The 12,643-nt window shown below is 42.9% G+C and carries 12 protein-coding genes; 10 read left to right on the top strand and 2 right to left on the bottom strand.

The features are described 5' to 3' along the window. Positions 1–9 precede the first annotated feature (9 nt). A complete protein-coding gene (locus MHH26_RS16015) occupies positions 10–267 on the top strand; it encodes a hypothetical protein (protein WP_003215318.1) in 258 nt (85 codons plus the stop codon). A gap of 35 nt (positions 268–302) precedes the next feature. On the opposite strand, the gene MHH26_RS16010 is transcribed toward MHH26_RS16015, so the two are convergent. Further along, entirely contained in the window at positions 303–1,148 is an 846-nt protein-coding gene (locus tag MHH26_RS16010) for an AraC family transcriptional regulator (protein WP_034660412.1), read from the bottom strand. Between the two features lie 181 nt (positions 1,149–1,329). On the opposite strand from MHH26_RS16010, the gene MHH26_RS16005 reads away from it, so the two are divergent. The 8 genes from MHH26_RS16005 to qoxD all read left to right on the top strand — a co-directional run bounded on the left by MHH26_RS16005 (position 1,330) and on the right by qoxD (position 10,600). Then, entirely contained in the window at positions 1,330–2,508 is a 1,179-nt protein-coding gene (locus MHH26_RS16005) for a galactokinase (protein WP_445661643.1), read from the top strand. Next, positions 2,508–3,500 (top strand): UDP-glucose 4-epimerase GalE, encoded by a 993-nt coding sequence (gene galE, locus MHH26_RS16000; RefSeq protein WP_334750562.1) that lies wholly within the window; start codon positions 2,508–2,510, stop codon positions 3,498–3,500. The genes MHH26_RS16005 and galE overlap by 1 nt, the downstream gene beginning before the upstream one ends. Before the next feature lie 35 nt (positions 3,501–3,535). Then, on the top strand, positions 3,536–5,056 hold the full coding sequence (gene galT / locus MHH26_RS15995) for a UDP-glucose--hexose-1-phosphate uridylyltransferase (RefSeq protein WP_340974040.1): 1,521 nt from the start codon (positions 3,536–3,538) through the stop codon (positions 5,054–5,056). A gap of 4 nt (positions 5,057–5,060) precedes the next feature. Next, complete coding sequence (locus MHH26_RS15990; RefSeq protein WP_307500462.1) at positions 5,061–6,143, top strand: M24 family metallopeptidase; 1,083 nt, start codon at positions 5,061–5,063, stop codon at positions 6,141–6,143. 515 nt (positions 6,144–6,658) lie between these two features. Beyond that, positions 6,659–7,615 carry a cytochrome aa3 quinol oxidase subunit II gene (qoxA, locus tag MHH26_RS15985; RefSeq protein WP_095285740.1) on the top strand — a complete coding sequence of 319 codons (957 nt, stop codon included), beginning with the start codon at positions 6,659–6,661 and terminating at the stop codon, positions 7,613–7,615. A 27-nt stretch (positions 7,616–7,642) separates the two neighbouring features. Further along, positions 7,643–9,601, top strand: a complete 1,959-nt coding sequence (qoxB, locus tag MHH26_RS15980) for a cytochrome aa3 quinol oxidase subunit I (protein ID WP_034660406.1) — start codon at positions 7,643–7,645, stop codon at positions 9,599–9,601. Then, positions 9,601–10,218, top strand: a complete 618-nt coding sequence (gene qoxC / locus MHH26_RS15975) for a cytochrome aa3 quinol oxidase subunit III (RefSeq protein ID WP_007497820.1) — start codon at positions 9,601–9,603, stop codon at positions 10,216–10,218. The genes qoxB and qoxC overlap by 1 nt, the downstream gene beginning before the upstream one ends. 1 nt (position 10,219) lies before the next feature. Further along, positions 10,220–10,600, top strand: a complete 381-nt coding sequence (qoxD, locus tag MHH26_RS15970; RefSeq protein ID WP_007497818.1) for a cytochrome aa3 quinol oxidase subunit IV — start codon at positions 10,220–10,222, stop codon at positions 10,598–10,600. Between the two features lie 78 nt (positions 10,601–10,678). On the opposite strand, the gene MHH26_RS15965 is transcribed toward qoxD, so the two are convergent. Beyond that, positions 10,679–10,945, bottom strand: coding sequence for a spore morphogenesis/germination protein YwcE (locus MHH26_RS15965; protein WP_003215279.1), 267 nt, complete (start codon positions 10,943–10,945; stop codon positions 10,679–10,681). Between the two features lie 476 nt (positions 10,946–11,421). Between MHH26_RS15965 and MHH26_RS15960 the strand changes: the two genes are divergently transcribed. Further along, positions 11,422–12,633, top strand: coding sequence for an FtsW/RodA/SpoVE family cell cycle protein (locus tag MHH26_RS15960; protein WP_066031564.1), 1,212 nt, complete (start codon positions 11,422–11,424; stop codon positions 12,631–12,633). Positions 12,634–12,643: the final 10 nt, after the last annotated feature.

Genomic DNA, 12,643 nt, shown 5'->3' with positions numbered 1-12,643 from the left:
TGATGTGAAATGAGCAGCAGGCCAGACGAATTATATGATGTCATATATCAGCAAACAGAAAAGCAGCATGAACAAGTGCTGAGGCTAGTCAAAGAAATGACCGCACATCCAGAAGCGTTTTCGGAACAAGAAAAGGAAAAGATCAACCGAATGGACATTGCGCTTCAAACGGCAACGGACATTTTAGAAAACTTAATGACACCTGACACGCAAATGACCATTGTTTTAAGACAAGGGAGAATTCATGTTGACCTGACGAAAGCGTAAAAGAAGCAGCCAATTGTGAAAGCGGCTGCTTTTTATTATGCATCGCTTGTTTCCCGCAGTTGCTTTGGAGACATGCCGATTTTCTTTCGAAAGACTTTATTCAAGTAATTCGCATTTCGGTAGCCGCACTGTATGGCGATTTCTTCAATCGAGTATTTTGTTGTTTTCAGTAACGTTTCCGCCTTTTCTAACCGGATATTGGTTAGATAGTGAATAGGTGTGAAGCCAGTGGCCTTTTTGAATTCCCTCGTAAAATGACTTTTGGATAAACGTGCCGCAGCTGCCATATCGTCCGGGCCAATTTCCTCGTGAAAATGATGGCTGGCAAACAAGGCAGCTTGAACGATGGGCTCGGGCCATTTCTCCATTTGTCCCTCAAGCTTTGGCAAATATGAATATAGTTCCATGACAAATTGATAAGCAAGGCTAGACCCCTCAAATGGATTGGTAATCCGTCTTTCACTGGCTTCATCATAAATGTTCTTGAGCAGGCGGATCGGTCTGGAATTTGGATGAAAACGCATGACCTGCTTTCCTTGGTCAATAAATTGGTCAAAGCAAAGATCGCAGGCTTCCCCGTAAAGCGTTAAATAAAGGAATTCCCAATGCTCACTGTCCTCTGGAAAATAATATTGATAGGCACTTGGGCTTTTCACGAGAAAGGCCTGACCCGGCAACACTTTGAAACGTTTCTCTCCGATTTCAATCATGCCATGTCCAGACAGTGTGAGCTGAAAGATGCACTTGCCCTGATCTTTCCGCTCCACGCCATTCCAGCTATATAACGAAGATGATTGTACTTCCCAGCCAACAGACCATATTTGCGCCGGCAATGTCACATCAGAATGGTGAAAACGAAATGCAAATGCTTCCTTCTTCAAATTGGAAACCCTCCTTCACAGCAAAAAACAACCTTTTTCTATTTAGAATCATGTTACACCTCATATCACATCGTACCATTCACAGCAAAAAAAGGGTATTTTTTAACGGTTTTTTTACCATTGAACTGATGCTGCTGGGACAACTAAAATAAAAGTATCAGAAGAGAAAAGGGGAATGGATATGATCGATACGTTACGCGCGGCATTTCACCAGCAATTTGGAGATAGAGAAGAACTTCGCTATTTTTTTGCCCCAGGAAGGGTGAACTTGATTGGTGAACATACAGATTACAATGGAGGCCATGTGTTTCCATGCGCACTTACTCTCGGAACGTATGCTGCTTGTGCAAAGCGTTCAGATGGCCGCGTGAGAATGTATTCCTTGAACTTTGATAGCGATGGTGTGAAAGAATTCAACCTTTATGAAATCGCTTACGCGGAATCGGATGGCTGGGCGAATTATCCGAAGGGTGTGTTCAATCAGTTTATAGAAGCAGGGATGAAGATAGAAGAAGGCTTTGACATTGTGTACAGCGGCAATATTCCAAATGGCGCAGGTCTGTCTTCCTCTGCCTCCATTGAGCTTGTCACCGCTGTTCTCATCAACGAATGGCATTCATTCAGCGTTTCAAATGCCCGTCTTGCCCTCCTTTCACAGCGTGCAGAAAATGAATTTATTGGCGTCAATTGCGGGATCATGGATCAGTTTTCGATTTCCCTTGGAAAAGAAGATCACGCCATTTTGCTCAATTGTGACACCCTTGCCTTTGAATACAGTCCGTTTCGGCAAGAGGGACTGGCGCTTGTCATCGCCAATACAAACAAAAAGCGGACACTGGCTGATTCCAAATACAATGAGCGCCGGGCAGAGTGTCAATCAGCTTTAAATGATCTTCGGAAAAAAATCGACATCACCCACTTATGTGAGCTCACTGCGGATGAATTTGCAGCACATGCCCACTTGATTGAAGATGACATATGCCTTAAACGGGCAAGACATGTCGTGACGGAAAACGAGCGGACGATGAAAGCAGTAAATTTTCTGAAAGATGATAAAATGGAAGAACTAGGTGGGCTCATGAAGGCTTCTCATCTTTCTTTAAAGAATGATTATGAAGTAACAGGACTTGAACTAGATGCACTGGCTGAAGCAGCTTGGGGGCACCCGGGGACGATTGGCTCCCGTATGACAGGTGCAGGCTTTGGCGGATGCACGATCAGCATTGTGAAAGAAGAGCTGCTGAGTTCATTTATAGAAGAAACTGGTGCGATATATCAAGAGAAAACAGGCATTCAAGCCTCTTTTTACACAGCTGGAATTGGAGGCGGCGCAAGAGAACTCACAAAGGGGGAAGGTTGATGACAATTTTAGTTTGTGGAGGAGCAGGGTACATAGGCAGTCATGCGGTGGCGGCTCTTCTAGCGAAAGGCGAACGAGTAGTGGTAGTGGATAATTTGCAGACAGGCCACAAAGAAGCTGTTTTGGAAGGAGCTGTCTTAGAAGAGGGAGATTTACGGGATCACGTCTTTTTAAGACAGGTTTTCAAAACGCATCAAATAGAAGCGGTCATGCACTTTGCGGCAGATTCACTTGTCGGGGAGAGTGTGACAGACCCGCTTAAGTACTATGACAACAACGTCGGCGGAGCAACCGCTTTACTACAAATAATGAATGAATTTGATGTGAAACACATCGTCTTTTCTTCAACTGCTGCTGCATACGGTGAACCGAAGCGCGTGCCGATCGTTGAAACGGATGAAACGAACCCAACGAATCCTTATGGAGAAACAAAACTAGCGATTGAAAAAATGCTGAAGTGGTCTGAGCAAGCGTATGGAATAGAATACGTAGTGCTTCGGTACTTTAATGTAGCTGGTGCCCATACAGAAGGACTTGTCGGAGAGGATCATCAGCCTGAGACACATCTCATTCCAATTATTCTGCAAGTTGCTTTAGGAAAACGGGATCAGATCATGATTTACGGTGATGATTATGAGACAGAGGACGGCACGTGTATTAGAGATTACATTCATGTGATGGACTTAGTAGAGGCACACATCTTAGCCGTTGATCGGCTGCGTGCTGGAAAAGGCAGTGCTACCTACAACTTAGGGAATGGAACAGGTTTCTCCGTGAAGCAGGTCGTAGAAGCTGTCAGAAAAGTCACGGGGCATGCCATCCCGGCACAAGTGGCAAAAAGACGCGCGGGAGATCCAGCAAAGCTGATTGCTTCTTCTGAAAAAGCGCTGCAAGAATTGGGATGGACACCTCAATATGCTGACCTTCACACGATCATTCAGAGCGCGTGGGATTGGTTTCAGAAGCATCCAGATGGCTACCAAAGTGAATAAAGCGTAACAGGCAGGCAAGAGAGGGGACAGAGGGAATGGCGATTGATATTTTTGAAAAATTGGAACAGCTGATTCAATACGGGATCAATAAAGAGCTGATGACATCACTAGATATCGATTATACGAGAAATCGGCTGCTTGAGGTGTTCGGGCTCGATGACGCTGAAGCAAGAACAGTCTCAGGAGAAGGAGACCTTGAAGACATTTTAATGCCGATGCTGGATTGGGCAGTAGAAACAGGCCTTATTCCTGAGGGGACGGATACGTATCGTGATTTACTAGATGCGAAAATCATGGGCTGCTTGGTGGCACCTCCAAGTGTCATCTATGCGAAGTTTGAAGAAAAACGCCAGCAGGGAGGACCGAAGGCAGCTACAAGCTGGTTCTATGCGATGCAGCAGCATGCCCACTATATTCATACAGGCAGGATCGCCAAAAATGTACAGTGGTTTACACCAACAGACGATGGTGTGCTGGAGATCACCATTAATCTATCAAAACCGGAAAAGGACCCCAAAGCCATCGCTGAAGCCAAGAAGCTCAGTCAAAAGCAATACCCTCTTTGTCTCCTTTGTAAAGAAAACGTTGGCTTCGAGGGGCGGATCAACCATCCAGCGAGACAGAATCATCGGATTATTCCTGTGACACTCTCAGGTGAATCGTGGTTTCTGCAATTTTCACCTTATGTGTATTACAACGAGCACTGCATAGTGTTCAAAGGTAAACATGAGCCAATGAGCATCACCAAAAAAACCTTTGAACGACTGCTTTCCTTCATATCTATATACCCGCACTATTTCATCGGGTCGAACGCCGACCTTCCGATTGTCGGAGGCAGTATATTAAGTCATGACCATTTTCAGGGCGGTGCACATGAATTTCCGATGGCGAAAGCAGAGATGGAAGAAGTCTTTTCTCTCAAAGCCTTTCCGGATGTGCGAGCTGGCATTGTGAAATGGCCGATGTCTGTGATCCGCCTTCGAAGCAGCGAGCGGCAGTCGCTCGCGGACGCAGCAGACTTTATCTTACATGAGTGGAAATTGTATTCAGATGAAGAGGTGGGGCTGATCGCTCATACAGGAGAGACTCCGCACAATACCATTACACCTATTGCGCGGCGCCACGGGGATGACTATGAATTAGATTTAGTGCTGCGTAATAACCGTACAGACAAGCGGCACCCAGACGGCATTTTCCATCCGCACGAAGAAGTCCACCATATTAAAAAAGAGAATATCGGATTAATTGAAGTCATGGGCCTTGCTGTCCTTCCTGGCAGATTAGCAGAGGAATTAAGCCAATTAAAAGAGGCATTGCTATCCGAAAGTCCTCTTGAAGAAATCAAAGCCCGTCCTGCTATCATGAAACACGAAACATGGGCAAAGCGACTGCTTGAAGAGAACACCTTTACAGAGGACAATACCGAAACCATTTTACAACAAGAAATTGGCTCTATTTTTTCTCGAATTCTCTCGCAGGCGGGTGTGTTTAAAAGAACTGAGCAAGGGAAAACAGCTTTTAACCGTTTCATTCAAACACTTCATATAGGCAGGTGATTAGATGATTGAACAAGTAAGAGAGCTAATGGAAGAAAAGCAGCTTGATGGTGTCTTGATTCAAAAGCGAAATAACTTCTCCTGGCTGACAGGCGGAAGAAGGAATCACATTGTGTTAAATACGCCAGAGGGCGTGTGCCAGCTGCTCGTCTTAAAAGACGACCTCGTCCTCATTGTGAATCAAATGGAAGAAAAGCGGATCATTGAAGAGGAAATGGCGTATGTCGATCATCCCTTTCAAGTGGTCACAATGGATTGGTATGAGGATGAGACCCCCTACATTCAAGAATTCACAAAAGGTAAACGAATTGGGGCGGACATTCAAATGGGTGGATTCGAATGGATCGAGCCGGATTTGTCACATGTTCGATCGATCCTTACTGTCTCGCAGCTCAGTCAATATGAAATCCTTTGTCATGAAACAGCGGTCATTGTAGAAAGTGTCTGTCAAGAAATCGTGCCAGGGCAGACCGAACACGAAATTGCTTCGCTTGTTGCTCAAAGAGCCATTGCACAAGGGATGACGATAGAAGTCCTGCTTGTGGCAACGGATGACCGGATCCATCAATACCGTCACCCGATTCCAACAGAGAAAGCACTTCAAAAGCACGCGCTTGTTGTCCTCTGTGCAGAACGGCACGGGCTCGTAGCGAATGTCACAAGGTCTGTTTACTTTGGTCAGCTTCCAAAGGAGCTTGAAGAGAACAAAGAGCGGCTTGCACGAATTGATACAGTTATGAATGCTGCCACACGTCCTGGTAAAACATTAGGAGATGTACTGAAAGCAGGTATTGCTCAGTATGAAAAAGAGGGCTTCCCTGATAGCTGGAAAAAGCTTCATCAAGGGGGAAAGACGGGATTTGTATCTAGGGAAATCATTGCCGTTCCCTCATCGAAGGAAGAAATTCAGCTGCATCAAGTGTTTACGTGGAATCCTTCGTTGCCTGGACTGAAATCAGAGGATACGATAGTAGTAGAAAAAGAGGGCAACCGCTTTTTAACCTATACAGGCAAGTGGACGTACATGGACATTGAACATGAAGGGGAGATCTATAGACGACCTGATATCTTAGTGAGAGATGAATAAATGCAGAGTGCCGGCGCTGAGCCGGTTTTTTGCTGGAAGTCTTTAGCGAGATTCCACTAATTCAGCATCATTACCAATTCTTACAGCGTATCGCAGAGAATCGATACTTTCTTTTCTTGTGAACTTGCGTTAAAATGAGTAAGGTTTTTGTTAAATGTGGGGATACCTATTTCAAAATTGTTTACCTAGATAAAATTTCATTAAGTTAAATTGAAATTCGACCAAACTTTTTTATTGTGGTAAACCTAAATTTGACAAAGTTCTTGATTGTTTGTCCTTTGCCTTCAACTCTCAACTTTTCAAAATCCTAGAAATTTATTGTGTGTGCAATAATATAAATTTATGTCGAATTTATGACATTTTAATAGAAATCTGTTGAAAAATAAATGAACTTTTGAAAAAAGGGAAGCTAACTCTAACAGATTTTGATAGCATTACAAAGGGAAGAAAAGTTTTCGAAGGCAGATGGCTTTTCACAATTATTCAGCAATTTATACATTATCTAAGGAAGGATGGTGATCTTCTTGTTCAGAGCCATTAAACCTATGCTTTTATTAGCGATGCTCGTGAGTGTTTTTTTATTAGGAGGTTGCAGCAATATCGCTGTTTTAGATCCTAAAGGACCTGTCGCAGCACAACAAAAAGACTTAATCCTTTTATCCATTGGATTCATGCTCTTTATCGTTGGTGCGGTATTTGTACTGTTTACCATCATTTTGGTTAAATACCGTGAGCGTAAGGACGTTGGAAACGCCTCTTATAACCCAGAACTACACGGGAATACGCTTCTAGAAGTTATCTGGACAGTGATCCCAATATTAATCGTTGCTGCCCTTTCGGTTCCAACTGTAAAAACAATTTACTCTTTGGAAGAGGCACCTCAAGCAACAAGCCATAAAGATCCACTTGTCGTTTATGCTACAGCTGTTGATTGGAAATGGATCTTTAGCTATCCAGAGGAAAATATTGAGACAGTGAACTACTTAAACATTCCAAAAGATCAGCCGGTTTTATTCAAAATCACTTCCGCTGATACAATGGCATCACTATGGATTCCTCAGCTAGGCGGGGAGAAGTATGCGATGGCTGGAATGGAGATGGAACAATATCTTCAAGCTGATCAAGTTGGCACATATGAAGGAAGAAACGCCAACTTCACAGGCGAGGGCTTTGCTCAGCAAAAATTCAAAGTCAATGCGATGACGCAGTCTGACTATGATAAATGGGTAAGCAAAACGAAGAAAGAAGCACCAAAGTTAACGAAGAAAACGTATGACTACTTGATGCTTCCGGATGCTGCAGATGTGCAGACATTCTCATCAACACATTTATCCTTTGCGAAGCATGGCGAGGATTCTGAATACGCACTCCAAGCACGCAAACGTTTAGGTTACCAATCAGTTTCTCCGCATTCCAAAACAGATCCTTTCGAGAATGTGAAGAACTATAAAAGAAAACTAGATAATGAATAAACTGACTAAGGAAAGGAGGAGGCCGTTATGCATTTGAAATGGGATGAGTTTTTTGTAACTGGAGACCCATTAATTCTTGGTGCGCAAATTTCTATCGCTCTTACTTCCATTGCTATCGTGTTTGTTTTAACCTACTTTAAAAAGTGGAAATGGCTCTGGAAAGAATGGCTAACATCAGTTGATCATAAAAAGCTTGGGATCATGTATATCCTTGCTGCTGTGATTATGTTCTTCCGCGGTGGGGTAGACGGACTGATGATGCGCGCACAGCTGGCGCTTCCTAATAATACGTTTTTAGATTCCAACCACTATAATGAAATTTTCACAACGCATGGTACGATCATGATTCTATTCATGGCGATGCCATTTTTAATTGGTTTAATCAACGTCGTTGTTCCTCTTCAAATTGGTGCACGTGACGTTGCATTCCCTTATTTGAACAACCTTAGCTTCTGGACATTCATGGTTGGAGCGATGCTGTTCAACATTTCCTTCGTCATTGGAGGATCACCAAGTGCAGGCTGGACGAGTTACATGCCGCTCGCCGGAAATGATTTCTCACCAGGTCCTGGACAGAACTATTACTTGCTCGGGCTCCAAATTGCAGGTATTGGTACACTTATGACTGGTATTAACTTCATGGTGACCATCTTAAAAATGCGTACAAAAGGTATGACGCTTATGCGTATGCCAATGTTTACATGGACAACATTGATTACGTCTGTCATCATCGTATTCGCATTCCCTGTATTAACAGTTGCTTTAGCACTTATGACATTTGATCGTTTATTCGGTTCCGCATTCTTTACACTCGAAGCAGGCGGTATGCCAATGCTTTGGGCGAACCTTTTCTGGATTTGGGGACATCCTGAGGTATATATCGTCATCCTGCCGGCTTTCGGTATTTTCTCAGAAATCTTTGCGACGTTCTCAAGAAAACAGCTGTTTGGTTACAAAGCGATGGTTGTATCGATTGTGGCAATCTCTGTTCTTAGTTTCCTTGTGTGGGTTCACCACTTCTTTACAATGGGGAACAGTGCAGCGGTTAACTCATTCTTCTCGATTACAACAATGGCGATTTCTGTACCAACAGGTGTGAAAATCTTTAACTGGCTCTTTACGATGTATCGAGGCCGTATCAGCTTTACTTCGCCAATGCTTTGGGCACTTGGTTTCATCCCGAACTTCGTTATCGGTGGTGTCACTGGGGTTATGCTTGCGATGGCAGCTGCGGATTACCAGTACCATAACACGTACTTCCTTGTATCCCACTTCCACTATGTATTAATCGCAGGTACTGTTTTTGCTTGTTTTGCTGGCCTTGTTTTCTGGTATCCAAAAATGTTTGGTTACAAGTTAAACGAAAGAATCGGCAAATGGTTCTTCTGGGTATTCATGATCGGATTTAACATCTGTTTCTTCCCGCAGTACTTCTTAGGACTGCAAGGAATGCCAAGACGTATTTATACGTATGGACCAGAAGATGGCTGGACTGCACTAAACTTTATTTCAACAATTGGTGCATTTATGATGGGTATCGGATTCATCATCCTTTGCTACAACATCTACTACAGCTGGAGACACGCGAAACGTGAAGTGTCTGGAGACAGCTGGGGAGATGGACGTACTCTTGACTGGGCGACATCTTCTGCAATTCCGCCGCATTATAACTTTGCAGCACTTCCAGAAGTGACAACACCAGATGCATTCCATCATTGGAAGCAAAACAACGTAGACGTTCATCCTGAAAAAGAATTCAAGAAAATTCACATGCCGCACAATTCAGGCAGACCACTCATCATGTCTGCATTCTTCGGACTTGGTGCATTCGGTCTTGTATTTGAATGGTACTGGATTGGCGTTATTGGCTTAATCGGTGTATTCGCAACAATGATTTTACGCTCATTTGAATATGACGATGGCTACTATATTCCTGTTGAAGAAGTGATTGAAACAGAGAAAAAGAATAAGGAGGCGCAGAAGTAATGGGACATAATGATAGCAGCTATGCAAATGCACCGCTTGAATATCAGTCTGAAACAGGACGTTTAAACATCCTTGGTTTCTGGATATTCCTTGGCGCGGAAATCGTGTTATTCTCAACACTTTTTGCGACCTACTTTGTTCTTCATGGCAGAACAGCTGGCGGCGTTTTACCAGCTGAACTGTTTGATATGAAGCTTGTGTTGATCATGACATTCCTGTTATTGGTTAGTTCATTTACATGCGGGATTGCTGTTCATGAAATGCGCCGTGGAAGTACAAAAGGGGTTGTCATTTGGACGATTCTGACACTGCTTCTAGGTGCAGGCTTCGTTGGCTTTGAGATTTTCGAGTTCTTCCATTATGTACATGAGGGTGCGAGCATCCATACAAGTGCGTATTGGTCTGCATTCTTTGTACTCTTAGGAACTCACGGACTACACGTATCCATCGGTATCTTCTGGATTACCGGGGTCTTGTTCCAAATTAAAAAACGTGGATTAACTCCACAAACAGCAGCGAAGATTTTTATCTCAAGTCTATACTGGCATTTCCTTGATGTTGTATGGATTTTCATCTTCACAGCTGTTTACTTGATCGGATTAGGGGGGCTTTTGTGATATGGCTGGAAAAACACATTCCTCAGCAGAGCACGAACACTTCCCTTGGAAACACGTAGTTGGCTTCATCCTATCCATTGTGCTAACAATCTTAGCATTCTGGATTGCCATTGGAGCTGAAATTGGCAGTTCTGCAAAACTATGGATTATCTTTGGTTTTGCCTTCATTCAAGCGTTCTTGCAGCTATTCATGTTTATGCACATGACAGAAAGCGAGAACGGAACTGTTCAAGTCGGAAATACATTGTTTGGTCTGTTTTGTGCGATTATCTTCGTTATCGGATCTGTTTGGATCTTTGCGGCTCACTACAGCCACGGAGAGAACAGCAAAGACGGTTATTCACCTTCTGCGCCAAAGCAGTCTGAGCATTCAGAGAAATAATAAAAAAACCACTCATCCCTCAAAGGTGAGTGGTTTTTATCATGATGTTGATTACGCCTCCAATAGGTGGTGCGTGATTTATCTGGTGCTGCTGAATCTTTTGCGAATGAATGGAAGTCCATAAATGAGAAACGCTGCAATGTGTGCCAAAATGACGTTAATGGCAAAGAATGCGATCATGAAGGTATGTCCTGCTGGAGATAAACTGCTCGTCATGTAAAGACCGAAGAAAATCCACATAATCATAATGGGTGGAATAGAAGCTAGTGCAATTTTTCTGTTTTCAAGCCATAAAAACAGGGGTGTAGCCGTTGCAATACATAGGTACGCAAAGAACATATCCATCGTATCCAACTCCTTTGTAAGTTGATATCCAAATCAAATGAGAGGTCAGGATGCAATTGTGTCTGTTTTTAGGAGATATTGTGAACATTTTGTTACAAGTATTATACCACAATTGACTTTGAAGTAAACTCAATAATTGGAAAATGGGCCTTATTCCGTAGAAAGTGGCTTTTTCCTTTTCTCTCCGTACAGCTTATGCTGGCTTGATAATTGCTTGTCATATCGCCACATAGGTCATTGAATTTTCCCCTTAATATCTGTAAAATAATCTTTTTAAAGGACTCATGATCGGATGAATGGAAAGAGTATAGAGGAATTTTTTCCTATTGTTAGAAAGAAAAGTATTTCATTTTTTGAAAAATGATTGGAACCTTTCGGATGTATCTTCCGTCATATTTAAGGTGAGTTGCTTTTGTGAAAAATTCAATCTAATATAAATAAGGGCTTTTATGTTTTGTAATAAGGGTGGTTAGTTCATGAACAAGCAGAATACATCTCCGTACTATCAAGGGGATTTAATTTTTATATTTTTAGCCTTCTTTGCCATCAGTGTCATTGCGATTTATGCTGCGGGTCAATTTGGACAGTATGGATCTAATGCATGGACGAGGCAGATTATTTACTACATGGTCGGAGTTATATGTATTGTAGCCATAAATTACTTTGATTTGGAGCAATTAGAGAAGCTAAGCCTCTATATTTTTATAGGTGGCATACTGTTGTTACTTTTTCTGAAAGTCGCTCCTGCACAAATCGGAGGTCATGATTTTGCTCCAATTAAAAATGGTGCGAAAAGCTGGTTTGTGATACCAGGGATTGGGACACTTCAGCCTTCAGAGTTTATGAAAATTGGTTTGATTATGATGCTTGCATCTGTCATCGGTAAGTCAAGCCCTAGAGGAAAACGGACATTAGAAGATGATATCTTCCTACTATTAAAAATTGCCGGTGTAGCAGCCGTTCCAGTTGGACTGATTTTCTTACAGGATGCAGGTACGGCAGCTGTCTGTATGTTTATTGTCGTTGTGATGGTGTTTTTATCAGGGGTCAATTGGAAGCTGATTTCTCTCATCGGTTCTGTGGTTGTGCTTTTAGTTGCCGCTGTGTTAGCCGTGATCATTCTCTTCCCTGATGTTGCGAAAACAATTGGCATTCAGCAGTATCAGATTAACCGGATTACCGCTTGGCTGCCTGATAGCTCTACGTCAGCCAACCAAGCGCAGACTCAGGATGCGTCTGGGTCTGATAAATATCAAGTAGACCAGGCCATTATGGCTATTGGTGCTGGACAGATTTTTGGGAATGGGGTTAAAAACTTAAAAGTCTATGTCCCAGAAGCACAAACAGATATGATTTTCTCCATTATAGGAGAAGCCTTTGGCTTTGTCGGATGTGCGTTTGTTGTGATCATGTTCTTCTTCTTGATCTACCGGCTTGTCGTGCTGATCGACCGTATCCATCCATATAGCCGGTTTGCGTCATTCTTCTGTGTAGGATATACAGCACTGATTGTGATCCATACGTTCCAGAACATTGGGATGAATATAGGCGTGATGCCTGTAACGGGGATTCCGCTCCTATTTATCAGCTTCGGAGGAAGCTCTGTCTTATCTGTCCTTATTGGATTCGGGATTGCTTATAACGCAAGTGTTCAATTAACGAAATATCAAAGTTATTTATTTAAATAAAACGGGTAAG

The sequence above is a fragment of the Bacillus sp. FSL K6-2839 genome, assembly GCF_038003365.1.
Lineage (GTDB): Bacteria > Bacillota > Bacilli > Bacillales > Bacillaceae > Bacillus.
The sequence above is the reverse complement of the archived record's forward strand: the minus strand, read 5'-3'. Positions and strand labels throughout refer to the sequence as shown.